Source organism: Pseudomonas sp. Os17, from assembly GCF_001547895.1.
Classification (GTDB): Bacteria; Pseudomonadota; Gammaproteobacteria; order Pseudomonadales; family Pseudomonadaceae; genus Aquipseudomonas.
In genome coordinates, this window is sequence record NZ_AP014627.1 from 2876993 (window position 1) to 2902489 (window position 25497).

Here is a 25497-nt window from a genome sequence, read left to right on the forward strand (position 1 = left end):
CAGGGGCGAGGGCTCAAGGGTGGGGGTTGCAGGGGATTTTGGCAATCGGCCGGCACTGTTCCCGGGGCCGAACGCGCACATCGGCGTCCCCGGGGCAGTGGCGGAAGCGCTTTGAATCAGAAGCTCACGTCAGGGGTCTTGATCAGGCGCACGAAGGGGCCGTTCAGGGTGGCGTTATGGTGGGCGATGATTTTTTTCGCCCCCAGCACGGGAGTGTCCATGCAGGTGTGGGCGTCTTCCACCAGCAGCGCGGCAAACCCCAGGTCGCCGGCGGCGCGGCAAGTGGCGTCGACGCAGTACTGGGTCTTCATGCCGACGATCACCAGCTCCTGGACCTGGGCCTCCTGCAGGCGCTCGGCCAGCCCGGTGCCGACAAAGCAGCTGGGGCGGGTCTTGTCCAGCACGCAGTCCAGCTCTTCATCCACTTCCAGGGTCGGCAGCAGTTGCCAGAACGGGCTGCCGGCGGCGATCGGCGAGTCGGCAGGACCGGTATGGCGCACGGCGAAGATCGGCGCCCCGGCCTGGCGGGCGCGGCGGATCAGCTGATTGATGTTTTCCAGGGTCTGTTCGCGCTTGTAGGGCTTGTCCGGTCCGTTGAACAGGCCGACCTGCATGTCGATGACCAGCAGGGCACGCTTGGCGTTGGATAAAGGCATCTTGTCTCTCCTTGTAGTGCCAGTTGGACGGAGAAACAAAAGGCCCCGTCCATTGCTGGCGGGGCCTTGGTTTTACTGTGCTTGCCTTACCCTGCACAGCCACCACACGACCCGCCGGAAGCAGTCGTGGTGGTAGAGGTAGGGTTGAGCGCGTAGATATTCATGGGGTCCGATCATGCCGTCTGTCCGTGAGCCCTGTCAACGCAACCCCGCGGGGGCCGCCTCGTCGGCGAGCGGATTCATCGAACCTGCATCGCCCCGGCGGACCCCGGCGCTGGCAAAAGCGCTCTTTCGGGACCCGGGTGGGGGCGCGAGAGGGCCGGGCCAGACGCTTCGCCATCCAGTAAAAAAATATCTGCAGCGCACAAACCGTTCCTCAGCTGAGTCTATGCAGCGCCTGCGGAATCCCGGACAATCGCGCCCCCTCTGTTTCGGTCGGGGTTCTGTCTGTCGGGTACTCCGACGCGCCCTGACCGAATGGCAAATGACCGGAATGTGGAGATCCCACCGGATGAATGATCAGGCCAACAGCGTTGATCAACGCTTTGAAACGGCGGCCCCAGCGACCCTGAGCAGCTGGAACCGCCAAGACACCACCTGGATGCTGGGCCTGTTTGGTACCGCCATCGGTGCCGGTACCCTGTTTCTGCCCATCAATGCCGGCCTCGGCGGCTTCTGGCCGCTGCTGATCCTGGCGCTGCTGGCGTTCCCCATGACCTTCTTTGCACACCGCGGCCTGACCCGCTTCGTGCTGTCCGGTCGCGATGGCGCGGACATCACCGAGGTGGTGGAGGAGCATTTCGGGATCAAGGCCGGTGCCCTGATCACCTTGCTGTACTTCTTTGCCATCTTCCCCATCCTGCTGATCTACAGCGTGGCCCTGACCAATACCGTCGGCAGCTTCATGGAGCACCAGCTGCACATCGCGCCGCCGCCGCGGGCGATCCTGTCCCTGGTGCTGATCCTCGGCCTGCTGGCCGTGGTGCGCTGCGGCGAGCAGGTGATCGTCAAGGCCATGAGCCTGATGGTCTACCCGTTCATCGTTGCCCTGGGGTTCCTCGCGGTGTTCCTGATTCCCCACTGGAACGGCGGCATCCTCGCCACCGCCAGTGACGTGCCGGCACCTTCGGCCTTCCTGCACACCCTGTGGCTGGCGATCCCGGTCATGGTGTTCTCGTTCAACCATTCGCCGATCATCTCGGCCTTTGCCGTGGACCAGAAGCGTCGCTACGGCCTGCACGCCGAAGAGCGCAGTTCGCAGATCCTGTCCCGCGCCCACCTGCTGATGGTGGCCATGGTGCTGTTCTTCGTCTTCAGCTGCGTGCTGACCCTGTCGCCGGCGCAACTGGCGGAAGCCAAGGCGCAGAACCTGTCGATCCTGTCCTACCTGGCCAACCACTTCAGCAACCCGACCATCGCCTTCGCCGCGCCGCTGATTGCCTTCGTGGCCATTGCCAAGTCGTTCCTGGGGCACTACATCGGTGCCAGCGAAGGCCTCAAGGGGCTGATCGTCAAGAGCGGCCGGCGTCCCGGGGCCAAGGCCCTGGACCGCGTGACCGCGGCGTTCATGCTGGTGATCTGCTGGGCGGTGGCGACCCTCAACCCGAGCATCCTGGGGATGATCGAAACCCTCGGTGGCCCGGTCATCGCGGCGATCCTGTTCCTGATGCCGATGTACGCCATTCGCAAGGTGCCGGCCATGGCCCGCTATCGCGGCCAGGCGTCCAACGTGTTCGTGACCCTGGTGGGCCTGGTGGCGATTACCGCCCTGGTGTACTCGCTGCTCTCCTGAGTGCCGCGGCGCCCTCCCGGTAGGAGCCGGCGTGCCGGCGAAAGGGAGGGCTCAAGCCCGCTTCGACAGACAACGCCGCCGTTGCTTCACAGCATCGGCGGCGTTGTCGTTCAAGGCATTGACCGTGATCGTCTGCGGCCTTGAATAAAGGTCTAAGCTGACGATTTTGTGCCTGTCTGGAGTCATTGCATGGCCCGTGCTCACCCGCAGTTGATTCGCGCCCGCCTGGATACGCTGCACCCGACCCAACTCACGGTGGGCCTGGCCGAAGTCGAGGCCAAGCGCCGGATGTGGCAGCAGCTCAAGCGCAAGGCGCGGGCGGCAGCCCTGGAGGATCACTGGTTCCCCTGCGTGCTGGGCCCTCGGCAGCGCTATTACATCGTCGACCATCATCACTTCGGCATGGCCCTGCTGCAGGAACAGGTAAAGGAGGTGCCGTTGCTGGTGCTCAAGGACCTGTCCTTTGTCGACGCGGGCAGTTTCTGGGAGGTGATGGCGTTCAACCAATGGGCTCATCCTTATGATGCCCAGGGCGTGCGGCGCGCTTTCGAGCAGATTCCCGCGCGCCTCCTCGACCTGCAGGATGATCCCTATCGCAGCCTGGCCGGCCTGTTGCGGCGCGCCGGCGGTTTTGCCAAGGACACCACGCCGTTCAGCGAATTTCTCTGGGCGGACTTTTTTCGCCGGCGCCTCGACCGCGAGGCGCTGGGCAAGCTGGGGGCCAAGGTTCAGGCCCGGGCCCTGAAACTGGCGCGCAGCCAGGACGCACGTTACTTGCCAGGATGGGTGGGCCAGATTGTCGACTGATCCAGGGCAGCTCGCTGCCACTCTCGCACCGCGGCGCAGCCGCGACCTGCTGGCCGGCTTGTCCATCGCCGGCCTGTTGCTGCCCGAAGCGGTGGCCTATTCCAGCATCGCCGCCTTGCCGCCCCAGGCCGGGGTCATTGCCCTGTTCGCCGGGTTGTTGTGCTACGGCCTGTTCGGCACCAGCCGCTTTGCCATCGTATCGGCCACCTCGTCGTCGGCGGCGGTGCTGGCAGCGGCGACCCTGTCGCTGTCCGATGGCGATGCGCAACTGCGCCTGAGCCTGGGGTTCGCCCTGGTGCTGCTCACCGGGGCGTTCTTTATCCTGGCGGGGCTGTTTCGCCTGGGCGGCGTCACCGCGTTCATTGCCAAGCCGGTGTTGCGCGGTTTTGCCTTCGGCCTGGCGGTGACCATCATCCTCAAGCAGTTCGCCACCGTGGTCGGGGTGCACTTGAGCACCGGCAACCTGGTGCGCTTCCTGCCGCAGTTGCTCGAGCAATGGCCGCAGTGGAACTGGGCGGGCGTGGCGGTGGCGGCCCTGGCCTTGCTGGTGCTGGCGATCTGTTCGCGGATTCCCTACGTGCCCGGCGGGCTGGTGGCGGTGGTGATTGGCATTGGCGCCGGACAATGGCTCGACCTGCCGTCCCACGGGGTGGCGCTGATCGGTGTCATCGAGCTCAAGCTGGAGGTGCCGAGCCTGCCGGACCTGCCCTTTGCCGACTGGCTGCGCCTGGGGGAGCTGGCCTTTGCCCTGGTGATGATCCTCTACGCCGAATCCTACGGCTCCATCAGTGCCCTGGCCCTCAAGCATGGCGACCGGGTGTCGTCCAACCGTGACCTGCTGGCCCTGGGCGCCGCCAACCTGGTGTCGGGGCTGTTTCACGGCATGCCGGCCGGTGCCGGCTACTCGGCGACTTCCGCCAACGAGGCGGCCGGGGCGCGCTCGCGGTTGGCGGGGCTGACCGCGGCGGCGGTGATGCTGCTGATCGTGCTGACGGTATTGCCCTACATCGCGCTGACTCCGGAGCCGGTGCTGGCGGCGATCGTCATGTATGCCCTGGGCCATGGCCTGAGCCTGCAGCCTCTGGGGCGCTACTTCATCTGGCGCCGGGATCGCTTCCTGGTGATCTGCGCGGTCGCCGCGGTGCTGGTGCTGGGGGTGCTGGACGGTCTGTTGCTGTCGGTGGGGGTAAGCATTCTGCTGATGCTGCGCCAGCTGTCGGCGGCGGATATCCAGATCCTCGGCCAACTGGGCAGCGGTCATGACTTTGTCGACCTGAACCGCCATCCCCAGGCGCGGCAAGTGCCGGGCGTGCTGATCCTGCGACCGGGGGAGGCGCTGTTCTTCGCCAACGCCGAGCGCATCCTGGGCGGTGCCTTGCGCCTGATCCGCCAGGTGCAGGCGCCGATTCACACCGTCATCCTCAGCCTGGAAGAGTCGCCGGACCTGGACGGGACCAGCATCGAAGCCCTGGACGCGTTCTTCCGCCAGGTCAGCCTGGAGCACAAGCATCTGGCCCTGGCCCGGCTCAAGCACAGGGCCAAGGATGCCCTGGCGGCCTTGCCATCGAGTGTCGGGTATCAGGTGTTGCTCAGTGGCACCAGTGTCGACGACACCCTGCAGGAAAGCCTGCAGGGCTGGAGCGGTCAGGCCCAGGCGGGACTCTGGCATTGAGTCTTGGCGCCTTCGCGTATCGCGTCCGGCCTGTGGCGCCGGAGCGCAGGGCGCAATAGCCGGCAGGGGCGTCAGCACCGGCCAAGGGCATAAAAAAACGCCGCGTATCGTGGAATACGCGGCGTTCTTTTTTACAACGCTACAACCTTAGGCTTGCACCACCGGGATGTTGGCGTTGGCGGCCGCTTCACGGAACTCGGCGATCTGGTCGAAGCTCAGGTAGCGGTACACGTCCGCTGCCATGCTGTCGATCTTGCCGGCGTATTCCATGTACTCCTCGACGGTCGGCAGGCGACCCAGGATCGAAGCCACCGACGCCAGCTCGGCCGAAGCCAGGTAGACGTTGGCGCCATCGCCCAGACGGTTCGGGAAGTTACGGGTCGAAGTCGACACCACGGTCGAGTTCGGCTCTACACGTGCCTGGTTACCCATGCACAGCGAGCAGCCCGGCATTTCCATGCGCGCGCCAGCCTTGCCGTAGATGCCGTAGTAGCCTTCTTCGGTCAGTTGGTGAGCGTCCATCTTGGTCGGCGGCGACAGCCACAGACGGGTTGGCAGCTGGCCCTTGACCTGGTCCAGCAGCTTACCGGCCGCGCGGAAGTGACCGATGTTGGTCATGCAGGAGCCGATGAACACTTCGTCGATCTTCTGGCCAGCGACGCTGGACAGCAGGCGAGCGTCGTCCGGGTCGTTCGGCGCGCAGAGCACAGGCTCCTTGACGTCGGCAAGGTCGATCTCGATGACTTCGGCGTACTCGGCGTCCTTGTCGGCTTCCAGCAGTTCTGGGTTGGCCAGCCAGGCTTCCATCGCTTGAGCGCGACGCTCCAGGGTACGGGCATCGCCGTAGCCTTCGCCGATCATCCAGCGCAGCAGGGTGATGTTGGACTTCAGGTACTCGGCGATCGACTCTTTGGACAGCTTGATGGTGCAACCGGCTGCCGAACGTTCGGCCGAGGCGTCGGACAGTTCGAAGGCTTGCTCGACGGTCAGGGTTTCCAGACCTTCGATCTCCAGGATGCGGCCGGAGAAGGCGTTCTTCTTGCCTTTCTTCTCGACGGTCAGCAGGCCTTTCTGGATCGCGTAGTAAGGGATGGCGTGGACCAGGTCACGCAGGGTGACGCCAGGCTGCAGCTTGCCCTTGAAGCGAACCAGGATCGATTCCGGCATGTCCAGTGGCATGACGCCAGTGGCGGCGGCGAAGGCCACCAGGCCGGAACCGGCCGGGAACGAGATGCCGATCGGGAAACGGGTGTGGGAGTCACCACCGGTGCCGACAGTGTCCGGCAGCAGCATGCGGTTCAGCCAGCTGTGGATGATGCCGTCGCCCGGACGCAGGGACACGCCGCCACGGGTCATGATGAAGTCGGGCAGGGTGTGGTGAGTGGTGACGTCGATCGGCTTCGGATAGGCCGCGGTGTGGCAGAACGACTGCATCACCAGGTCGGTGGAGAAGCCCAGGCAAGCCAGGTCCTTCAGTTCGTCACGGGTCATTGGACCGGTGGTGTCCTGGGAGCCGACGGTGGTCATCTTCGGTTCGCAGTAGGTGCCTGGGCGAACGCCAGTCACGCCGCAAGCCTTGCCGACCATTTTCTGCGCCAGGGTGAAACCCTTGGTGCTTTCAGCCGGGGCTTCAGGCTTCTTGAACAGGTCGGACGGTGGCAGACCCAGCTCGGCGCGAGCCTTCTCGGTCAGGCCGCGGCCGATGATCAGCGGGATACGGCCGCCGGCACGAACTTCGTCGAGCAGCACTGGGGTCTTCATTTCGAAGGTGGCCAGGACTTCGTCGCTGTTGTGCTTGGTGACTTTGCCAGCGTGCGGGTACAGGTCGATCACGTCGCCCATGTTCATCTTCGACACGTCGAATTCGATCGGCAGGGCGCCGGCGTCTTCCATGGTGTTGTAGAAGATTGGAGCGATCTTGCTGCCGAAGCAGAAGCCGCCGGCACGCTTGTTCGGCACGTAAGGAACGTCGTCGCCGAAGAACCACAGAACCGAGTTGGTGGCCGATTTACGCGACGAACCGGTGCCGACCACGTCGCCGACGTAGGCGATCGGGAAGCCGTCGTTGCGCATCTGCTCGATCTGTTTCATCGGGCCGATGGAGCCTTGCACGTCCGGCACGATGCCGTCACGGGCCATTTTCAGCATGGCCAGGGCGTGCAGCGGGATGTCCGGGCGGGACCAGGCGTCAGGTGCCGGGGAGAGGTCGTCGGTGTTGGTTTCGCCGGTGACCTTGAACACCCGCAGGCTGATCTTGTCGGCCAGTACCGGGCGGTTCTTGAACCACTCGCCGTCGGCCCAGGATTGCAGCACGGCCTGGGCGTGAACGTTGCCGTTCTTGGCTTTTTCCGCGACATCGTGGAAAGCGTCGAACATCAACAGGGTGTGCTTGAGTTGAGCGGCAGCCACTGGCGCCAGCTCGGCGTTGTCCAGCAGGTCCACCAGGGTCACGATGTTGTAGCCGCCCTGCATGGTGCCCAGCAGTTCAACGGCGCGCTTCTTGTCGATCAGGGGAGAGGTGGCTTCACCTTTGGCCAGAGCGGAGAGGAAACCGGCCTTGACGTAGGCGGCTTCGTCGACTCCTGGTGGAACGCGATTGGTGATCAGGTCAACGAGGAAAGCTTCTTCGCCAGCCGGGGGATTCTTCAGCAGCTCGACCAGGCCTGCAGTTTGTTCGGCGTTAAGCGGCTGGGGAACGATACCCAGTGCTGCGCGCTCTTCGATATGTTTGCGGTAGGCTTCAAGCACAGTTATTACCCTCATCAGTGGTCCCAAATGGGTGTCCGGGACGCTCATCCCGAAATTGCCGTACTCATGCGCTGCGTGGCGTTGTGGGCCACTTAGCCAGAATTACCGACAATTCCTTACAGAAGCTGCTTTCAAAGTTTTACGCCTGCAGAACGGGGAGCTGATGAGGGTTGGCGCTGGATTTTTCCCCGCTGGAAAAACCCCTCGCCAACACCGCTCTGAAGGAACGACTGTGCTCGTGACGCTTTGAAAACAGCTTCAAACGGACATTGGCGCCTAAAAAGGCTGGCTGATTCTACGGCAAAAAAAGTCTCAACGTAAGTTGGCGTATTAAAGTTTGAGGGGTGATCAATCTTAGACAAAGGGCTAACATGCCGGCCTGTTTTGCTTTTGCGCGTGCTGTCTATCTATGCCCAATCAGACCATCAAGACCCCCTGCGTCGGCCTCTGCTCCACTGTCTACGGCGATCTGGTGTGCCGTGGCTGCAAGCGTTTCCACCACGAAGTGATCAACTGGAATGGTTACAACGAAGAGGAGAAACGCGCGGTCTGGCTGCGTCTTGAGCAACTATTGGTGCAGGTGATGGCGGCCAAGCTGGAAGTCTTCGACCCGGCGCGCCTGCGCGGGCAGCTGGAACAGCGCAAGATCCGTTTCGTGCCGCACCAGTCCGAGTATTGCTGGGCCTACCAGCTGATTGCCCGGGGCGCGCGGGTGATCAACCAGCTCGACGCCTACGGCATGGTGCTGTTGCCGGAGTTCCGCGACTGGGGCCTGCCGGAGTTGCGCGACGCCATCGATCGGGAATTCTTCCTCCTGTCAGAAGCCCATTACCAGCGCTACATCGCCCCCGGTTTTCTCAAGGACGCGCTGGGCTGAGTCACTCGCCAATGGTTCTGTCGGGGTTGGCTTGCCAGCGAAGGCGGTGGGCCTGTTCGCCAGCAAGCGGGCTGCTGCAGGTGGGAGGAGGGCTCAGGCCTTGGCCGCCATTTCTTCCAGGTGATCCATGATGTCCGCCGGCTTGAGCACCAGCACGTCGCTGTCCAGGGAGTCGAGCACCACCTCGGCGGTGTTGCCGATCAAGGCCCCCGACAGCCCGGTGCGGGCCACGGTGCCGATGATGGTCAGCACGGCCCCCAGCTTGTGGGCCATATGGGGAATCAGCACATCCGCCGGACCTTCCTCGATGTGCAGGTGAGCGTCGTCGATCTCGAACTCGGCCTGGAACGCCTTGCACGCTTCGCGATAGCGCTTCTCGATGGTTTCCTTGAGCTGGAACACCGGATCGGCGGCCGAGAGCATCGGTGACGGGTGGGCGCTGATCACGTGCAGATGGGCCTTGGCCAGGCTGGCGATGTCGAAGCCATGGTCGACGATGCTGGCATGCAGCGTGCGGTGCTCGCCGTCCATGTTGCCAACGTCGATGGCCGCCATGACCACGCCGCCGGCCCAGGGGGTGGCGGTCTTGACCAGCAGCACCGGGGTCGGGCAGTAGCGCAGCAGCTTCCAGTCCGCCGGGGTCAGCAGGACCTTCTTCAGCGGGTTTTCATGAACGTGCTGCTTGATCACCAGGCCGCAGCCTTCGGCTTGCTGCACGTCGATGATGGTTTCATGCAGGCTCTCGTTCCACGCCTGCTCGGTGGTGACGCTGTAGCCTTCGCTGATCAGGCTGCTCTTGAGCACGCTGAGCAGCGCCGAATGCTCGTGCTTCCTGTCGCAGACCAGCAGGTGCAGATGGGCCTGGGTGACCCCGGCAATCAGCTTGGCGCGCTTGAGGGCGAGACTTTCGCCAGGCGTGGGATCGATGACCACCAGGATGCTGCGGATACTTTGCATGATCGGGTCTCCAGGAGAGGGATGAACGGCTAGGGTCTGTTCCCGTTTGGCCCGGCAACGCGGCTCGTCACCAAGCGGGAACAGACCCTGGCGTGCACAACTATAGATGCTGGGGCCCGCGCCGCATGTTGATGCATATCAAGCGCGGCCGCTGGTGGTCTGCGGCGTGGCCGGTATAATCGCCAGCCTTTCGCTGTGAAGCCTTATTTGTCTCGTGAGCCTCATGTTATCGATCACTGATAGTGCCGCCATTGCTCGCCTTGCGCTGGCGGATTGTTCGGAAATGCGCCGATGAACCTCCCGGAAATTCATGACTTCCTCGGCTGTCGGACCCCCGACGCCTGGGTCCAGGCGGCCCTGGCCGATCAGGAAACCCTGCTGATCGACCACAAGAACTGCGAGTTCAAGGCCGCCAGCACCGCCCTGAGCCTGATCGCCAAGTACCACTCCCATGTCGACCTGATCAACATGATGTCGCGCCTGGCCCGGGAAGAGCTGGTGCACCACGAGCAGGTCATGCGCCTGATGAAGAGACGCAAGGTCGAACTGCGCCAGTTGCACGCCGGGCGCTATGCCTCCGGCCTGCGCAAGGTGGTGCGCAGCCACGAGCCGGTGAAGCTGGTGGACACCCTGGTGGTCGGCGCCTTCATCGAAGCCCGCAGTTGTGAGCGCTTCGAAGCCCTGGTGCCGCACCTGGACGAAGAACTGGGCAAGTTCTACTTCGGCCTGCTCAAAAGCGAGGCCCGGCACTACCAGGGCTACCTGAAGCTGGCCTATCAGTACGGCGACGCCAAGGATATCGCCCAGGTGATCGACAAGGTGCGGGCTGCCGAGCAGGAACTGATCGAGTCCCCGGACCCGGAGTTCCGCTTCCACAGTGGCGTGCCGGCCTGGTAAGGCACTGCCCTTGTGTAAAAGCAGGGGCAAATTGTTAAAAACTCTTAAAAGAATGAAACTTTGCGCAAAACCGCGATAAGCCCCCGGTTTTGCTGCGGCCTTAGCCTTTTTTTAACCTTGGCCCCTCTATAATGCGCGCACTCAAAACTCTGCGTTCGCGAACGGGTAGGTATGGATAACCTGGGGCTTGGCAAGGTCCTGCTGGTGGAAGATGACGAGAAGCTCGCCGGGCTGATTGCCAATTTCCTGTCCCAGCATGGCTTTGAAGTGTTGACGGTGCACCGGGGCGATGTGGCCTTGGCGGCGTATCTCGAATTCAAACCGAAACTGGTGGTGCTCGACCTGATGTTGCCGGGTCAGAGCGGCCTGCACGTGTGCCGGGAAATCCGCGCCATGGCCGATACCCCGATCGTCATCCTCACCGCCAAGGAAGACGATCTGGACCACATCCTCGGCCTGGAATCCGGCGCCGACGATTACGTGATCAAACCCATCAAGCCGGCGGTGCTGCTGGCGCGCCTGCGAGCCCTGCAACGGCGCCAGGTGCCGGAGTCGAGCGCCTCGCGCGGCGCCCTGGAGTTCGGCGTGCTGAGCATCGACCGCAGCAGTCGCGAGGTGCGCCTGTCCGGCGATCCGATCGAACTGACCACCATGGAGTTCGAGCTGCTGTGGCTGCTGGCCAGCGCGGCGGGCAAGACCCTGTCCCGGGATGACATTCTCAATCGCATGCGCGGCATCGAGTTCGACGGCCTGAACCGCAGCGTCGACGTCTACATCAGCAAGTTGCGCGGCAAGCTCAAGGACAATCCGCGCGAGCCGGTGTGCATCAAGACCGTGTGGGGCAAGGGCTACCTGTTCAATCCATTCGCCTGGGAGGCTTGAATGCTGCGGCTGTTTCTGGGGCTTTACCTGTTCCTGGCCCTTGGCTTTGCCGGGGCCATGACCGCGGTGCAACACATCTTCCTCAATTACCTGGCGGTCGACCTGATCGAGGCCTACAACCGCGACGCGGTGCGCGGGCCGGCCTACAGCCTCAGTGAGCAACTGCGGCCCTTCGACGAGGCCGGACGCAAGCACCAGTTGGAGTTGCTCAAGCCCCATTACGGGCTGGCGCTCAAGCTGGTGCAGGCCGGCGAGCTGGACCTCAACGAGCGCGAGCGGGCGCTGCTGAGCTCCAACCAGCTGGTGGTCCGGGATGATTTCAACCAGTTCATCTCCAGCATCGACGGCGGCTCCCAGCTGCTGAGCATCAAGCTGCCGGAAGACCCGCCGCTGACCCTGCTCTACAACATCGCCGCCTATGCCTTGCTCGGCACCTTGCTGGCCATCGTCCTGTACTTCTGGGTCCGTCCGCACTGGCGCGACCTGGAGCGCCTGCGCCTGGCCGCCGAGCGCTTTGGCGGCAATGACCTGAGCACCCGTCTGCACCTGTCACGGCGCTCGAACATCCGCGACCTGGCCCAGCACTTCAACCGCATGGCGGCGCGCATCGAGGGCCTGATCGCCAATCAGCGCGAGTTGACCAATGCGGTGTCCCACGAGTTGCGCACGCCCATTGCCCGGTTGTCCTTCGAGCTGGACCAGTTGCAGCAGCAGCCCGATCCGGATGAAAACCGCGAACTGATCGCCGACATGTACGCCGACCTTGGCGAACTGGAGGAAATGGTCTCCGAGCTGCTGTCCTATGCCAGCCTGGAGCACGGCGCGGCCTCGATCAGTCGCGAAGACATCCAGGCCCAGAACTGGCTCGACAGCGTGGTCGGCAGCGTGGCCCTGGAGGCCGAGGCCGCCGGGGTGCAGCTGCTGATCCGCTGCTGCCAGGTGGACTACGTGCGCATCGAGCCGCGCTTCATGGCCCGGGCGGTGATCAACCTGCTGCGCAATGCCATCCGCTACGCCGACCGGCGAGTGGAGGTGTCCCTGGTACGCCTGGAGCAGGGCTACGAAGTGCGGGTCAACGATGACGGTCCCGGAGTGCCGGTGGACGGGCGGGAAAAGATCTTCGAACCGTTTTCCCGCCTCGATGCCAGTCGTGACCGGCGCACCGGCGGTTTCGGCCTGGGCCTGGCGCTGGTGCGCCGGGTCTGTCAGTGGCATGGCGGCAAGGTCGAGGTGCTGGATTCGGAATGGGGCGGGGCTTCGTTCCGCATGACCTGGGCGCATGTGGATTGAAGGCAGCTGCAAGCGGCAAGCTACAAGCGGCAAGCCAAACGCCACCGCTTGCAGCTTGCCGCTTGAAGCTCAAAAGCTGTATTCGATCTGGGTGCCCAGCACCGTCTGCAGGCGCCGGTCGACGATCGGGCTGTTGCCGGCTTCCTTGCTCAGGTACTGCATCGACAGCTGGGTCGAGAGCTTGGTCTGCTCATTGAGCGGCAGGCTCCAGGTCAGGTCGCCGCCGCTGCTCACCAGGCCGCCCTTGGCGCGGTAAGCGCTGAAGCGGCTGTTGGCTGCCTGGGTGCTGCTCACGCCATACCAGGTCTGCATGTAGTCGGCGTTGCCGTACAGGCTACTGAGGCTGGCGTCGAGGCTGCCCAGGCTGCCCTCGTACAGGGTGCTGGCGATGCTCAGTTGCAGCAGGCTGTAGGCCGAGCCGGTGTCGCGATCGTCATTTTTCTTCTGCGCGTGAGTCACGGTGGCCCCCAGCTCGAACGGCCCCAGGTCGTAGCCCAGGTGAGCGCCGAACTGGGCCCGGGACTTGATTTCGCCCATGCCCTTGAGGCGCTTGGAGCCCTGGCCCATGTGGTTCTTGTCGCGTCGCTCGTCACTGGCGCCGACCCAGGTGCTGAAGGACAGGCCGCCCCATTCGTTGCCCCAGCCCAGGCCCGTTTCGGTACTCAGGAAGAAGCCGTAGGGGCTGACGATCTCGCCGCCGAGAATCGGCGCGATGCTGCGTTCGTCACTGCCGCTGTAGCGCGGCACGCTGGCCGCACCACCGCGCACGCTGAACTTCCAGTCCTCGGCGTGCAAGGCGGGGGACGCCCCGATCAAACCCAGGGTGCCGGCCAGGAGGGTGACGGAGGTGGTGCGTTTCAGGGTTTTCATACGGCTTTAGAACCTCAGGTAGTGGTGGGTGTAGGAACGCTTGAATGAGTAGCCCAGGACGCTGATGCCATTGATCTGGCGGCGCACCGTATCGCCCAGGCCCGGGCCCTGGCCGGCGATGACGGCGTGGGCGTTGTCCAGCGGGGCCAAGATGTAATCGGTGAGCACGCGGCCCTGTTGCAGGCTGCGGATCATCAGGAAGCCGTCTTCCACGGCGATGCTGATGTCGCTGATGGGGGCGGCCGAGTCCTCGTTGAGGGCCTGGTAGGTGCCCACCGTGGCCAGCCAGTTGTCGGGCAGGGGAACCGGATCGACGCGTTCGCCCATGGCCAGCAGCTGGCCGTGACGCCGGGCGGTGAACACCCGGCGCCCCTGGACGTTCACCAGGTCCAGCTGCACCCGGCCGAGGTCACCCAGGTCCTGCAGCCATACGCCGAGGAATTTTTTCTGGGCCCGCAGCCAGCCTTGTTCGTCGCGCAGCAGTTCGAAGCGCTTGCCGGCCAGTTCGCCGAACAGCCGCTGGTCCTGATCACGAATGCGCAATACGCCCCAGGCGGTGGCATAGAAACCCGCCAGGTGCTGGCGGTCGGCGGCTTCCGGAACCCGGCGCCGCGCGGTGACCCGCTCCTGGGGCTGGGCGCCGTCGCGCTTCTGGCCCGCGGGGGCACCGTGGGCCTGCAGCAGCATGCGCAGCACCTTGGGCACCAGCGGCTTGGCCACGGCCTCACCGGAGCCGGAATTGCTCATCACGATCACTGCCAGCTGCTGCTCCGGCAGCACACTGACCCGGGCCTGGAAGTCGCTGCCCACCGCGCTGTGCTGCCAGGTGCGGATCCCCGGGCGGACCCACTCCTCGCCACAGGGCGAGAGGTACCAGCCCAGGCCCACCTGGCAATCGAAATCCAGCGGGTTGCCGTTGTTCTGCGCCCGCCCCATTTCCCTGATCGAGGCCGGGGACAGCACCTGGCGGTCCTTGTAGTGGCCCTGGGCAAACAGCATCCGCACAAAGCGGCTCAGGTCCCGCGGGCTACTCCACAGGCCTGTGGCGGACAGGTCGCGCAGCGGTTCGTCGGCGCTGCCGACCCCGTCGACATAGCCCCGGGCGCGGTAGGGCTGGGCCTGGCTGGTGCCGAGGAAGCTCGACTGGCTCATGCCCAGCGGGCGCAGCAGGCTTTTCTGCAACTGGCGCTCGAAGTCCAGACCGCTGCTGCGCTCGATCGCCGCGCCCAACAGGGCGTAGCCCAGGTTGGAGTAGGCGGTCTGGGTGCCGGGGCAATGGGTCAGCCAGACGCCGCTGACCTTGCCCGGCAGCTCGCCCAGGGGCTGGGTGGTGTAACGGTCGCGCAGGTATTCGGTGGGCAGGCCGGACTGGTGGCTGAGCAGACGGCGCAGGGTCACGGCCTGGTCGGCGACGTTCTGGTCCTGGTGAAAGCGCGAGCGGACGTAGAATTCCCGCAGGCTGTCCTGCAGGGGCGCGTCCAGTTGCAGGCGGCCCTGTTCCACCAGCTGCATGACGGCGGTGGCGGTCAGCAACTGCGACAGGGCCCCGGCCCGAAACGCGGTGTTTTCCGTCACTTGCAGGCCGCGGGCCTGGTCGGCAAAACCGAAACCCCGCGCCCAGATCAGCTCCTGACCGTCCACCAGGGCGATGGACAGCCCCGGCACCCGATGCTCGGCCATTTCCCGGGGGATGTACTGCTTCAGGTAACCGATGATGCTGGCGTAGTCGCCGCGGCCGATGGTCGGCGGCGCAGGGGGTTGGCCATTGCAGCCCAGGCTGCCCAGGAGCACGCCCAGCAATGGCAGGTGAAGAAGTTTGGGAGACATACCGCAACCGACCGGAAATTCGATGGGCGGATGCTAGGGAAGGGCGTTTGCGGAGTCTTTGGCAGCTTTGTCGGGAAACTGTCAAAGAGTGTTAAGCGGCGCACCGCGCCTCAAGCCGAGGCGCGGTGCGTGGGCGGTTACAGGGCCAGGCTGTGGATCACCTGGGTCGCATCGTCAGGGTCGATGCTGCTGCGCATGCCCAGCTGTTTGGCCAGGCGGCGCATGCTGTAGTTGGCGGCGCTGTCCACCGAATACAGTTGCTGGAAGCCATTGGCGCGGGCTTCGTCGATCAGGTGCTGCATCAGCAGCGCGCCGAGGCCCTTGCCTTGCCATTGGTCGGCAATGGTCACGGCGAACTCGCAGCGCCAGGGCTGGTCGTCGACCTGGGCATAGCGACTGATGCCGATTTCCCGCAGTTCGCCGTTGTCGTGGACCAGGGCCACGTAGGCCACCCGTTGCGGGGTGCCGACGTCCATCAGCTGATCCAGCAACTGATCGCCGACTTCCTTGACCTCACCGAGAAAGCGCTGGTGCCGGGTGACGGGGGAGAGGTTTTCGATAAAGGCCTTTTCCCGATCCCGGTCCTGGGGGCGCAGCGGGCGGATCAGCACATGGCTGCCGTCACTCAGGGCGTCGATCCAGTATTGGCCTTGCTGGGCCGGAAAGGGCGGTTGGGCGAGGATATCGAGAGCAGTGCTGGACATGATCAAGTCTCCGGAAAGGCAAAGGACAAGCAATTGCCCCAAGCTTTAACCCGGCGCCGATCCGGGCGCTTGATCGACATCAATGTCTGCTGCAGTCGCGTGGTGGCCGGCGATCATCGGTCATGGCCCGGCATCAATGGCCGGTTGCGCGGATACCCGAGCGGGCTCGCCCTGGTACGCGGCCCGGGGGGTATCATGGCGCGGTCGATTTTTTCGTTCGAGGTCCGCCATGCCCCAGGTCTTTGTGCATTCTCCCTGCCGCGGTACCGGCTCATGAGCAGCCTGGAGCGGGCGATCGCCATCGCCGCCCAGGCCCATGCCGGGCAGGTCGACAAGGGCGGTGCGCCCTACATCCTGCATCCGCTGCGGGTCATGCTGGGTCTGCAGCGGCCCGAGGAGCGCATTGTCGCGGTGCTGCACGATGTGCTGGAGGACAGCGCGGTGACCCTGGAGCAACTGCGCGGCGAAGGTTTTTCCGCGGCGGTGCTGGCGGCGCTGTCGGCCTTGACCAAGGTCGAGGGGGAGGATTACCCGGCCTTCATCCGGCGCGCGGCGGCCAATCCCCTGGCTCGCCGGGTCAAGCTTGCGGACCTGGCGGATAACAGCGACCTGTCGCGAATTCCCGAACCGGGCGCCGAAGACCTCCGGCGCCTGGAAAAGTACCGCCAGGCCATGCACTACCTGAACTCACTGGCGGCGGACTGACAGGCCCGGCTCCTCAGCCGGGGGCCTGCAAGGCATTCAACTGTTGTAGCTGGAGAGGGCCACTTCGGCGTTGCGCGCCGGCGGTTTGCTGCCCCGGGTGCGCCAGTGTTCGATCAGCGCGCGGCCATGGGCCAGGCCGGCCTGCAGCGCGGCTTCGGTGCTGGTGTAGTCGTTGCCGTAGGGCGGGCAGGCAAAGTGCACGGAAAAGCACGGGTGCTGGCCATGGCCGGTGAGGCGTCCCACGTAGCTGAAGCTGGGGCCGGACTGGTGGGCACACAGGCTCGGTGAGCTGGGCTCGCGGATGATCATCACGTAAATGTCATGGTCGAATTGGGTGTCTTGATACCAACTGCTTGAAGAGTCCATGGTCCACCTCCTTGTCCGTAAAGCGACGCGCTGTTGCTGCGTCAGCGGGTTGTTCAGTGCAATTCGCGCCCGGGGGCGTCGAGCAGCCCGGCGGGGTGGCTGAACACTCCCGCAGGCAGCAGTTTTTCCAGGGCCCGGGCGGCCCGCAGGACCAGAGCGTCGCGGCCGAAGCGGGCGACGATCTGCAGGCCCATGGGCAGGCCGGCGGCGCTCAGGCCGCAGGGCATGCTCAGCGCCGGCTGGCGGCTGAAATTGAAGGGAAAGGTGGTCGGCTGCCACATGGCGCTGACGTGTTCCGGCCAGTCCGGCGGCATCTGGCGCTCCACGGCGAACGGCTCGACCACCGCGGTGGGGGTCAGCAGCAGGTCGTATTCACCGAGAAACCCGTGCAGTCGCTGGGCTACCTGATGCCGTTCCTGCACCGCGCAGGCGTAGTCCAGGGCGTTGAGCTGGCGTGCCCGGACCTGAGCCTGCTGCAGAAAGTCGCCGACCAGGTGGCGGTTTTCCCCGGGTATTTCCTGGGTCACCGCGCACGCCACTTCCACCGGCCAGGCCCGCAGGTAGTTCGGCGCCGGGTTGCCGATGTCTGGCGAGGCCAGGACCAGGGTCGCGCCGGCCTGTTGCAGCAGCTGGGCGGCGCTCAGGCAGGCCGCGGCGATCTGCGGGTCGACGTGGGCGGCGTAGCCCAGGTCGGCGCTGAAGGCGATGCGCAGGCCGCTGACACCGTCCTCGATGGCAGCGAGAAAATCCGTCGGGCCATGGGACCAGGCAAAGGGTTCGCCGGGTTCATGCTGGCTCATGAGTTCCATCAGCAAGGCGATGTCGCGCACGTGGCGGGCAATCGGCCCTTCGGCCGGCATGCCGCCGGGGTCGATGCTCGGGCAGGCGGACACCAGCCCGTGGCTGGGCTTGAAACCTATGACCCCGCAGAAGCTCGACGGGGTGCGGATCGATCCGGCGGCATCGTTGCCGGTGGCCGCCGGGGCATAGCCGGCGGCGACCCCCGCGGTGCTGCCGCCACTGCTGCCACCGGCATGCAGGGCCAGGTTCCACGGGTTGCGGGTGACTCCGGTCAGGGGGCTGTCGGTCAGCGGCGTGCTGCCCAGCTCGGGCAGGGTGGTCTTGGCGATGAAGATCGCCCCGGCCTCGCGCAGGCGTGCCACCAGGGATGAGTCGTGGGGCAGCGCCGCACGCTCGGCCAGGGCTCTGGAGCCGTTGCGGGTGCGCCAGCCGCGAATGTCGTGGTTGTCCTTGACCAGAATCGGAATGCCGTCGAGCCGGCCCAGCGGCTGCCCGGCGGCCCAGCGCGCGGTGGACGCCTGGGCGGCCAGCAGCGCGGCCTGATCCTGGCGTTCACACAGGGCGTTGAGCTGCGGCTCGTGGCGCTCGATCTGTGCCAGGACGGCCTGCAGCAGGTCCACCGGGGTGAACTGCAAGCTGGCGAAGCCTTGCAGCAGCGCCTCGATCGACAGCTGGTGCAGGGCCACGTGACGGGAATTGGGTAACGACATATTCGACTCTGGGTTCAGGCACGCCGGGCGCAGGCTGCGCCACGGCATGGAAGGGCTGCAGGAACGCGCTGGGCGGCGCTCCGGCAAGCCTTCGCGGTGAGTGACTCAGCGGCCACTGGTGACCTTGACCCAGGTGCGGGTGCGGACGCGTTCGGCCTTGGCCGGCAGCGGTGCCAGGGGAAACAGGCGGGTCATGGTCGCGGCGCTGGGGAACAGGTCCGGGTTGTCCAGCAGCGACTGCTGGATGAAGGGTTTGGAGTCGGTGATGCCATTGGGGTAGCCGACATAGTTGCTGATGGAGGCGATGACCTTGGGCTCCATCAGGTAATTGAGGACCGCGTGGGCGGTGTCCACGTGCTTGGCGCCGGCGGGAATGGCCACGGTGTCGAACCACACCAGGGTGCCTTCCTTGGGAATGCGCATTTCGATGTGCACGCCGTTCTTGGCCTCGTTGGAGCGGTTGGCCGCCTGCAGGAAGCCGCCGGAGTAGCCCACGGCCACGCAGATGTTGCCGTTGGCGATGTCGCCCATCCACTTGGCGCTGTGGAAGTAGCGCACGTAAGGACGCAGCTTGAGCAGCAGGGCCTCGGCCTTGCGGTAGTCCTCGGGGTTCTGGCTGTTGGGGTCCAGGCCCAGGTAGTGCAGGGCCAGAGGCAGCATTTCGGCCGGCGAGTCGAGGAAGGTCACGCCGCACTGGCTGAGCTTCTTCAGGTTCTCTTCCTTGAACACCAGGTCCCAGCTGTTGACTGGCGCCTCGCTGCCCAGCAGTTCCTGGACCTTGTCGCGGTTGTAGCCGATCAGGTTGGTGCCCCACATGTAGGGAATCACGTAGCGGTTGCCCGGATCGCTCTGGGCCAGCAGCTTCATCACCGCCGAGTCGAGGTTCTTCCAGTTCGGCAGTTGCGCGCGGTCCAGGGGCTGGAACGCCCCCGCGGCGATCTGCTTGCTGACGAAACCGCTGGAAGGCACCACCACGTCATAGCCGCTGTTGCCGGTCAGCAGCTTGGCTTCCAGCACTTCGTTGCTTTCGAAGATGTCGTACTTGACCTTGATCCCGGTGCTGGCCTGGAAATCCTTGATGGTGTTGGGAGCGATGTACTCCGACCAGTTGAAGATGTTCACCGTGCGCTCGGGGGCGGCGTGGGCGCTGAAGCTGGCGCTCAGGGCCAGGGCGCTCAGGGAGCAGCTCAGGGCCAGGCGGGTGAGGGCGGTATGCAGCAATTTCATCTGACAACTCCATGTCTGAAATAAGCGGGACCTTCCGGGGGAGTCATTCTTGGCCGGATGGGCCCCTGAGAGAATGTTGGCAACGGTCAATAGGGGATATTTAGCGTCAATCTTGCGCCTGGTCCGAGAGCGGACCGAGCTGGCCGGCCAGTTGCCGGAAGCGTCCGGGCGCGACGCCGCTCCAGCGTTGGAAGGCATGGCGGAAACTGGCCGTCTCCTTGAAGCCCAGGGCTTCGGCGATGCGGTAGATGGGCAGGCTGTGCTGGCCCAGCAACTGTTGCGCCCGGGCGTAGCGCAGCTCATCGAGCAACTGCTGATAGCTGGTGTCCTGGGCCCGCAGGCGCCGGCGCAGGGTGCTCGGGGAGCAATGCACCTGGCGCGCCAGGCTGTCGAAGTCCGGCACCGCGTGCAGCTGTTCATTGAGGATGCGCCGCACCTGATCGATCCAGGTCGGCCGCGCGCTGAGCTCCTCGTTGAGGCGGATGCAGCGTTGCAGCATGTCGTTCTGGGTCACCAGGTCCGCCAGGGGCAGGCGCCGGTCCAGCCATTCCAGGTCGAAACCGATGGCGTTGTGTCCGGCATTGAACTGCACCGGGCAATTGAACGCCTGCTCGTAGCTGTCCAGATAGGGTTGCGGCGGGTGCTTGAGGTGCACCTCGCGCAGCGGCAGCTTGCAGCCCAGCAGGTCCTGGCAGGTAACCCGGTAGGACGACATGCAGAAGTCGGTGTTGAACACCTCAAGCTCGGTTTCGCTGTACTGGTCGGCGGTGAGCCAGGCCAGGCCGTCGCGGATCTGCAGGTCGAGGTGGAAGAAGGTGCCCAGCAGCAAGGGGTAGCGCAGCGCCAGGGACCAGCCTTCACGCAGGGTGGCGCTGGTCAGCAGGGTCAGGCCGAACATGCCGTAGGCACTGATGTGCAGGTTGCGTCCCAGCACCAGCCCCAGGTCCTGGCGAAAGGCCACGGCGTTGCTGAACACGCGCATTTCCTGGCTGATGTTGATCAGGCTGTTGGGCAGCTCCAGGTCCGCCAACTGGATGCCGCTGCCTTCCAGCAGCACCTCGGCGGACACCTCGCTGCCGCGGAAGGCGTCCAGCACCGCTTGGGTGGTGTGCAGGGTCGTCAGGCGCAGTGCGGTCATCGTTGACCTCGGATTGATATCGAGGGGCGTGACTTTAGGGGTTCCGCGCCTGCGGTTCAATTGCCCCCTCGCCGGCGCTGGCGTCGGGTACATCCGTGGCGGCCTGGCGATTGTCGCGGTGCCGGCCTGCATGCTGTGCGCTGCGTTGTCCGGTTCGTCGCCGGCCACGGTGGCGACGGTGGGCTCGATTGTCGTGGCGGGCAGGGTGCGCTCAGGCTACCCCAAGGCATTCGGCGCCGAGATCATCTGCAACGCCGGCCCCCGGGGCATCCTGATTCCGCCGTCGATCGTCATGCTGGTGTACTCGGCCTGAGTCGCGCTGTTCGTGTACCGCGACATGAGGCTGCGCGACCGCGCCAAGGTGCTGCTGTTTCTGATCCTGGTGACTTACGTCCCCCTGATTCTCCCTGGCCTTGCCCAACTGGCTAGGCATGTAAACAAGGCACTGGCTGCACTGGCTATCTGTAGCCGCTGCCGCAGGCTGCGAACGACTGCGAAGCAGGCGCCGTTCTTGAGGCCCCTGAAGCCCCTTCGGGGCTTTTCGCAGCCTGCGGCAGCGGCTACAGGGTTACGGTTGGCGGGGCGGCACGCGCCACAGGTACCAGGCGGCGGTGGTGCGCCAGGGGCTCCAGGCCTGGCCGATCTGGCGCAGCTGGCGGGGGCTGGGCGGTTGCTCCAGGCCCTTGAGGCGGCGGTAGCCTTCGCGTACGCCAAAGTCGTCCACCGGCAAGATGTCCTCGCGCTCAAGGCTGTAGATCAACAGCATCTCCACGGTCCAGCGGCCAATGCCGGGCAGTTGGGTCAGGCGCTCTATCAGCTGTTCATCGTCCAGGCCGCGGGCGCTGGCGGCATCGGGGACGCGGCCGTCGAGGGTGGCCTGGGCGATGCCGTGCAGGGTCGCCACCTTGCGTGCGGAGAAGCCGCAGCCGCGCAGGTTCTCCAGGCTGGCATCGGCCAGTTGCCGGGGCGTGGGGAAGGCCTGCCCGGGAAACAAGGCGCGCAGGCGGCCGAGTATCGCGTCGCCGGCGCGGGCATGCAGTTGCTGGTAGGCCACCGCGCGCACCAGCGCCTGATAAGGCTCGCGCTCCGGGCGGGGCTGGTGCAGGCAGGGACCGACGACGGCGATCAGTGCGGCCCAGTCGGCATCCAGTGCGGCAAGAAAACGAGTGGCGGGGCAGGTGGGCATTGGCGATCCGGGGCAAGGGGGGGCGAGCGGCAGATTAGCCCGCCGTCCCAAGGCTTGCACCCCGTCTCTTGCGCTGGAACTCGGCGCCCGGGCCTTGCACCCGGGCGCAGGGTTTTCAGTCCTTGGTCGTCGGCAGATAGAGCCGCTGCAGCACGTAGTGCAGCGACGCCGCCAGGGTTTCGCCATGGCCGAGTTTTTCGAAGCTGTGGTAGTCCAGTGTCAATCCCGGCACCTGGGCCAGTTGCGCCTGCAACTGGCGGGCGCGCTGGTCGGCCTCGGGCCCCGCTGGCTGACGCGGGTTGCCCGGCTCGGCGCCGCCACGCATCAGCAACAGTTGTGCACGCTGGCCGTGAAGGCGCCCGGCCAGGCCCTGGGCCTGAGTCAGGATCAGGCCGTCGCCCCACCACAGCGAAGGACTCGCGGCGGCGTAGTGACGAAACTCCTGGGGCCGGGCGAACAACGCCTGCAACACCAGCAGGCCGCCATAGGAATGGCCCCACAGGGTCTGCTGCGCCGGGTCGATCGGCGCCTTCGCCGCCACGGCCGGGCGCATGCGCTCGCGCAACACCTGCAGGAAGGCCTCGGCGCCGCCGCTAGGCTGCCCGGTCAGCGGGTCTTGCTGCTGCGCCAGGCCCGGCTGCTGCGGGGTGTAATCGTAGGTGCGGGCGTTGCGCTCGATGCGCAGCGGGGTCTGGTACCCCACCGCCACCAGCAGCGGCGCCGGGCCCCGGTCCAGGCGCTTGAGCTGCTCGGGGTCCAGAGCGCCGAGGGCGGCGTTGCCATCGAGCATCCACAGCACCGGGTAGCCCTGGGGCGGCGGCGCCTGCAACGGCTGGCCGATCCACAGCTGGTAGTGGCGCTGGCCGTCGGCGGAATCCAGTTGCAGGCTGCTGAAGCGATAGGGCAGGTCCTGGCGCTGCAGCAGGCTGCGGTCCATGGGCTGGTCCGGGGCGGGGGCGGCCAGCGCCGCTCCCGCCAGGTTCCAGGCCAGGGTTAGGGCCAGGGCCAGGGGCAGAAAAAAAGTGCTCATCAGGCTTTCTCGTTATTGGTTCAGAACGATGCGCTCAGGCTGGTGTACAGGGTGCGCCCGGGTTCGTTGTAGGTGGCGGCGCCGGCCCCGGCGATGTTGTTCACGCCCTGGGCATTGCCTTCACGGAACAGGCGTTTGTCGAACAGGTTGTCGACCCCGGCGGTGACGCTCAGGTGGCGGGTCAGGGCGTAGGTGCCGCTGACCCCGGCAATGGCGTAGGGCGCCAGTTGCTGGGTGGCGCTGCCGGTGACCCGGTCGCCGTGGTAGTCGTACTTCTTCGGCGTCTGCTGGCCGTACCAGGCCACGCTGGCCTGCAGCGACAGGTCCTGGGTGGCCTGCCAGTCGAGCATCGAGTTGAGGGTGTAGCGCGGGGTCACCGAGAGGTAGTCGCCGGTCTGCTTGTTCTTCGATTGCAGCATGTAGGTGAAGTTGTTGTTCCAGGTCAGTTGGCTGGCCAGGGGAATGGTCAGGGTGCCTTCCAGGCCTTCCACCAGGGCCTTGGGCACGTTTTCCCACTGGTAGATCGCCGCGTTGCGGTAGGCGCCGCTGCCGCCGCTGGCCCGGCTCACCGGGGCCAGGCCGGATTCCACCTTGTTCTTGTAGTCGTTGCGAAAGTAGGTCAGGCCGGCGACCCAGCCGTCGGCCTTGTACTCCAGGCCCAGTTCCTTGTTGACGCTGGTTTCCGCCTTGAGCCGGTCGTTGCCCTGCAGGTAGCAGCTGGTGCTCTGGCCATAGCAGCCCTGGCCGCGGCTGTAGAGCAGGTAGTCGGCGTTGAGCTGGTACAGGTTCGGCGCCTTGTAGGCCCGGGCGATGCCGGCCTTGAGGGTCAGGGTGTCGCTCAGGGCGTGGGACAGGTTGAGCGATGGGCTCCAGTTGTCGCCGACGATGCTGTGATGGTCCAAACGCAGGCCCGGGGTGAGCATGGTCCCCGGGCGCAGTTCGATGTTGTCCTCGGCGAACAGCGAGAAGATCTGCGCGCTGGATTGGGTACTGCGGTTGCTGCTGCTCAGGCCGCTGACCGCGCCGCCTTCGCTGGTGCTCTGGGTGTTGGCGCTGGGGTCGTCGAGTTTTTGCTGCGACCATTCGCTGCCCAGGGTCAGGGTCTGCTCGAAGCCTGTGTGCAGCGGCAGGTTGACTTCGCCGTGGGCGGTCAGGTCGCGCAGCACCGCGGTGTAGAACTCGCTGTTGCTGAAGATGCCTTCGGTGCCGCCGGCCAGGCCTTCGTTGATCCGCGTGTTGCGGGTCTTCTCGTATTGCAGGTAGGCCATGGAGCTGCCGAAGTCCCATTCGCCGCGATGGGTCAGGGCATAGGTCTGGCGGTAGCTGCGGTTGGTCTCGTGGCCCAGCAGGTTTTTCACCGTGCTGTTGCTGTTGGTGTTCTGGGTATCGCCGGTGTAGAGGTTGCCCTGGCGGCTGAAGCCGGCTTCGAAGTCCAGGCTCTGGTCCGGGGTCAGTTGCCAGCTCAAGAGGCCGTTGAGGTCCTTGTTGCGCACGCCTTCGCGGCCGGCGGGCAGGGTGCCGACCTGGTTGCCGGTGCGCAGGGATTCATGGCCGGCGTTGATGTCGGCGTCGTCGGCATCGGTCTTGGCCACATTGCCGTAGAGCCGATAGCTCAAGGTGTCGGTCAGCGGGCCGTTGAGGCCGAAGCTGGCGCGCTGGGTCGCGCCTTCGTCCTTGTGGCTGGGGAACGAGCTGTAGAGCGTGACGTTGCCGTGGGGCTGGGCGCCGGCCTGCTTGGTGATGATGTTGATCACCCCGCCGGCGGCGCCGTTGCCGTAGCGGGCCGCCGCCGGGCCACGGATCACTTCGATGCGTTCCACCTGATCGGCCGGCACCCAGTTGGTGTCGCCGCGGCTGTCGCGCTCGCCACGCCAGCCGTAGCGCACCGAGTTGCGGCTGCCCACCGGCTTGCCGTCCACCAGGATCAGGGTGTTTTCCGGGCCCATGCCACGGATGTCGATCTGCCGGTTGTTGCCGCGCTGGCCGCTGGTGGAGTTACCGGTGAGGTTGACCCCGGGCATGGTGCGGATGATCTGCGACAGGTCGTTGGCCGGCGGACGTTTCTGGATGTCCTCGGCGGTGATCACCGAGACCCCGGGAGCCTGCTTGGTTTCTTCCTTGGCGGTGGCGATGACATTCTGCGGTTCCAGCTCCAGGACCGGCTGGGTAGCGCCTGCATTGGCGGCCTGCACGGCATGGCTGAGCAGGCAGCAGCCGGACAGCAGGAAGGGGGCGAAAGGACGCAGCGAAGGCATGGACATCGGTGATCTCCGGGACAGAGGCAGAAACAGAAGATCACGAATGATAATGACTGCTATTTGCGAGTAAAGCGCATTAACTTTCTAAACACTTCCA

General features: G+C 65.3%; 21 protein-coding genes and 1 pseudogene. 9 read left to right on the plus strand and 13 right to left on the minus strand.

The window, feature by feature from the left end:
- Nucleotides 1–116: 116 nt before the first annotated feature.
- Entirely contained in the window at nt 117–656 is a 540-nt protein-coding gene (locus POS17_RS13045; RefSeq protein WP_060838933.1) for a cysteine hydrolase family protein, read from the minus strand.
- 511 nt (nt 657–1167) lie between these two features.
- On the opposite strand from POS17_RS13045, the gene POS17_RS13050 reads away from it, so the two are divergent.
- The 3 genes from POS17_RS13050 (at nt 1168) to POS17_RS13060 (ending at nt 4927) form a co-directional block, all read left to right on the plus strand.
- Complete coding sequence (locus POS17_RS13050) at nt 1168–2448, plus strand: serine/threonine transporter (RefSeq protein ID WP_060838934.1); 1281 nt, start codon at nt 1168–1170, stop codon at nt 2446–2448.
- Between the two features lie 189 nt (nt 2449–2637).
- Entirely contained in the window at nt 2638–3255 is a 618-nt protein-coding gene (locus POS17_RS13055; RefSeq protein WP_060838935.1) for a ParB-like protein, read from the plus strand.
- Entirely contained in the window at nt 3245–4927 is a 1683-nt protein-coding gene (locus POS17_RS13060) for a SulP family inorganic anion transporter (protein WP_060838936.1), read from the plus strand. Before POS17_RS13055 ends, POS17_RS13060 begins: the two co-directional genes overlap by 11 nt.
- A gap of 147 nt (nt 4928–5074) precedes the next feature.
- Here the strand turns inward: POS17_RS13060 and acnB are convergent, their stop codons facing one another.
- On the minus strand, nt 5075–7675 hold the full coding sequence (gene acnB, locus POS17_RS13065; protein ID WP_060838937.1) for a bifunctional aconitate hydratase 2/2-methylisocitrate dehydratase: 2601 nt from the start codon (nt 7673–7675) through the stop codon (nt 5075–5077).
- 409 nt (nt 7676–8084) lie between these two features.
- On the opposite strand from acnB, the gene POS17_RS13070 reads away from it, so the two are divergent.
- Nucleotides 8085–8552 (plus strand): DUF1289 domain-containing protein, encoded by a 468-nt coding sequence (locus POS17_RS13070; protein ID WP_060838938.1) that lies wholly within the window; start codon nt 8085–8087, stop codon nt 8550–8552.
- 93 nt (nt 8553–8645) lie between these two features.
- Here POS17_RS13070 and POS17_RS13075 read toward each other — a convergent pair whose 3' ends face one another.
- Nucleotides 8646–9509: a universal stress protein gene (locus POS17_RS13075; protein ID WP_060838939.1), complete on the minus strand. Its 864-nt coding sequence runs from the start codon at nt 9507–9509 to the stop codon at nt 8646–8648.
- Nucleotides 9510–9800: 291 nt separating this feature from the next.
- On the opposite strand from POS17_RS13075, the gene POS17_RS13080 reads away from it, so the two are divergent.
- From POS17_RS13080 to POS17_RS13090, 3 genes are all read left to right on the plus strand, one after another.
- Entirely contained in the window at nt 9801–10406 is a 606-nt protein-coding gene (locus POS17_RS13080; RefSeq protein WP_060838940.1) for a tRNA-(ms[2]io[6]A)-hydroxylase, read from the plus strand.
- A gap of 171 nt (nt 10407–10577) precedes the next feature.
- Nucleotides 10578–11288 (plus strand): winged helix-turn-helix domain-containing protein, encoded by a 711-nt coding sequence (locus POS17_RS13085; protein ID WP_060838941.1) that lies wholly within the window; start codon nt 10578–10580, stop codon nt 11286–11288.
- On the plus strand, nt 11289–12578 hold the full coding sequence (locus POS17_RS13090; protein ID WP_060838942.1) for an ATP-binding protein: 1290 nt from the start codon (nt 11289–11291) through the stop codon (nt 12576–12578).
- A gap of 69 nt (nt 12579–12647) precedes the next feature.
- On the opposite strand, the gene POS17_RS13095 is transcribed toward POS17_RS13090, so the two are convergent.
- From POS17_RS13095 to POS17_RS13105, 3 genes are all read right to left on the minus strand, one after another.
- Nucleotides 12648–13448 carry a MipA/OmpV family protein gene (locus tag POS17_RS13095; RefSeq protein ID WP_060838943.1) on the minus strand — a complete coding sequence of 267 codons (801 nt, stop codon included), beginning with the start codon at nt 13446–13448 and terminating at the stop codon, nt 12648–12650.
- A gap of 6 nt (nt 13449–13454) precedes the next feature.
- Nucleotides 13455–15275, minus strand: a complete 1821-nt coding sequence (locus POS17_RS13100; protein ID WP_060838944.1) for a serine hydrolase domain-containing protein — start codon at nt 15273–15275, stop codon at nt 13455–13457.
- Between the two features lie 137 nt (nt 15276–15412).
- The gene (locus POS17_RS13105) at nt 15413–15979 is read right to left on the minus strand and encodes a GNAT family N-acetyltransferase (protein WP_060838945.1); all 567 of its coding nucleotides are present in this window, start codon (nt 15977–15979) and stop codon (nt 15413–15415) included.
- Nucleotides 15980–16252: 273 nt separating this feature from the next.
- Between POS17_RS13105 and POS17_RS13110 the strand changes: the two genes are divergently transcribed.
- Nucleotides 16253–16684 (plus strand): HD domain-containing protein, encoded by a 432-nt coding sequence (locus POS17_RS13110; RefSeq protein WP_060838946.1) that lies wholly within the window; start codon nt 16253–16255, stop codon nt 16682–16684.
- A 36-nt stretch (nt 16685–16720) separates the two neighbouring features.
- Here the strand turns inward: POS17_RS13110 and POS17_RS13115 are convergent, their stop codons facing one another.
- The 4 genes from POS17_RS13115 to POS17_RS13130 form a co-directional block, all read right to left on the minus strand.
- Complete coding sequence (locus POS17_RS13115) at nt 16721–17050, minus strand: hypothetical protein (protein ID WP_060838947.1); 330 nt, start codon at nt 17048–17050, stop codon at nt 16721–16723.
- A 53-nt stretch (nt 17051–17103) separates the two neighbouring features.
- The gene (locus POS17_RS13120; RefSeq protein WP_060838948.1) at nt 17104–18561 is read right to left on the minus strand and encodes an amidase; all 1458 of its coding nucleotides are present in this window, start codon (nt 18559–18561) and stop codon (nt 17104–17106) included.
- A 105-nt stretch (nt 18562–18666) separates the two neighbouring features.
- Nucleotides 18667–19788, minus strand: a complete 1122-nt coding sequence (locus tag POS17_RS13125; RefSeq protein WP_060838949.1) for a polyamine ABC transporter substrate-binding protein — start codon at nt 19786–19788, stop codon at nt 18667–18669.
- A gap of 106 nt (nt 19789–19894) precedes the next feature.
- On the minus strand, nt 19895–20926 hold the full coding sequence (locus POS17_RS13130; protein ID WP_060838950.1) for an AraC family transcriptional regulator: 1032 nt from the start codon (nt 20924–20926) through the stop codon (nt 19895–19897).
- 70 nt (nt 20927–20996) lie between these two features.
- On the opposite strand from POS17_RS13130, the pseudogene POS17_RS31685 reads away from it, so the two are divergent.
- Nucleotides 20997–21236: pseudogene (locus tag POS17_RS31685) on the plus strand (TRAP transporter large permease subunit); the annotation flags it as partial.
- Between the two features lie 258 nt (nt 21237–21494).
- On the opposite strand, the gene POS17_RS13140 reads toward POS17_RS31685, so the two are convergent.
- The 3 genes from POS17_RS13140 to POS17_RS13150 all read right to left on the minus strand — a co-directional run bounded on the left by POS17_RS13140 (nt 21495) and on the right by POS17_RS13150 (nt 25397).
- The gene (locus POS17_RS13140; protein WP_060838952.1) at nt 21495–22112 is read right to left on the minus strand and encodes a DNA-3-methyladenine glycosylase family protein; all 618 of its coding nucleotides are present in this window, start codon (nt 22110–22112) and stop codon (nt 21495–21497) included.
- Between the two features lie 115 nt (nt 22113–22227).
- Complete coding sequence (locus POS17_RS13145) at nt 22228–23142, minus strand: alpha/beta hydrolase (RefSeq protein ID WP_060838953.1); 915 nt, start codon at nt 23140–23142, stop codon at nt 22228–22230.
- 20 nt (nt 23143–23162) lie between these two features.
- Nucleotides 23163–25397 (minus strand): TonB-dependent siderophore receptor, encoded by a 2235-nt coding sequence (locus tag POS17_RS13150; protein ID WP_442963169.1) that lies wholly within the window; start codon nt 25395–25397, stop codon nt 23163–23165.
- Between the last annotated feature and the right edge of the window lie 100 nt (nt 25398–25497).

Coding starts and splice junctions, on each gene's coding strand:
- POS17_RS13045 (WP_060838933.1), bottom strand. CDS start 656: ATGCCTTTATCCAACGCCAAGCGTGCCCTGCTGGTCATCGACATGCAG.
- POS17_RS13050 (WP_060838934.1), top strand. CDS start 1,168: ATGAATGATCAGGCCAACAGCGTTGATCAACGCTTTGAAACGGCGGCC.
- POS17_RS13055 (WP_060838935.1), top strand. CDS start 2,638: ATGGCCCGTGCTCACCCGCAGTTGATTCGCGCCCGCCTGGATACGCTG.
- POS17_RS13070 (WP_060838938.1), top strand. CDS start 8,085: ATGCCCAATCAGACCATCAAGACCCCCTGCGTCGGCCTCTGCTCCACT.
- POS17_RS13075 (WP_060838939.1), bottom strand. CDS start 9,509: ATGCAAAGTATCCGCAGCATCCTGGTGGTCATCGATCCCACGCCTGGC.
- POS17_RS13080 (WP_060838940.1), top strand. CDS start 9,801: ATGAACCTCCCGGAAATTCATGACTTCCTCGGCTGTCGGACCCCCGAC.
- POS17_RS13085 (WP_060838941.1), top strand. CDS start 10,578: ATGGATAACCTGGGGCTTGGCAAGGTCCTGCTGGTGGAAGATGACGAG.
- POS17_RS13090 (WP_060838942.1), top strand. CDS start 11,289: ATGCTGCGGCTGTTTCTGGGGCTTTACCTGTTCCTGGCCCTTGGCTTT.
- POS17_RS13095 (WP_060838943.1), bottom strand. CDS start 13,448: ATGAAAACCCTGAAACGCACCACCTCCGTCACCCTCCTGGCCGGCACC.
- POS17_RS13100 (WP_060838944.1), bottom strand. CDS start 15,275: ATGTCTCCCAAACTTCTTCACCTGCCATTGCTGGGCGTGCTCCTGGGC.
- POS17_RS13105 (WP_060838945.1), bottom strand. CDS start 15,979: ATGTCCAGCACTGCTCTCGATATCCTCGCCCAACCGCCCTTTCCGGCC.
- POS17_RS13110 (WP_060838946.1), top strand. CDS start 16,253: ATGAGCAGCCTGGAGCGGGCGATCGCCATCGCCGCCCAGGCCCATGCC.
- POS17_RS13115 (WP_060838947.1), bottom strand. CDS start 17,050: ATGGACTCTTCAAGCAGTTGGTATCAAGACACCCAATTCGACCATGAC.
- POS17_RS13120 (WP_060838948.1), bottom strand. CDS start 18,561: ATGTCGTTACCCAATTCCCGTCACGTGGCCCTGCACCAGCTGTCGATC.
- POS17_RS13125 (WP_060838949.1), bottom strand. CDS start 19,788: ATGAAATTGCTGCATACCGCCCTCACCCGCCTGGCCCTGAGCTGCTCC.
- POS17_RS13130 (WP_060838950.1), bottom strand. CDS start 20,926: ATGACCGCACTGCGCCTGACGACCCTGCACACCACCCAAGCGGTGCTG.
- POS17_RS13140 (WP_060838952.1), bottom strand. CDS start 22,112: ATGCCCACCTGCCCCGCCACTCGTTTTCTTGCCGCACTGGATGCCGAC.
- POS17_RS13145 (WP_060838953.1), bottom strand. CDS start 23,142: ATGAGCACTTTTTTTCTGCCCCTGGCCCTGGCCCTAACCCTGGCCTGG.
- POS17_RS13150 (WP_442963169.1), bottom strand. CDS start 25,397: ATGCCTTCGCTGCGTCCTTTCGCCCCCTTCCTGCTGTCCGGCTGCTGC.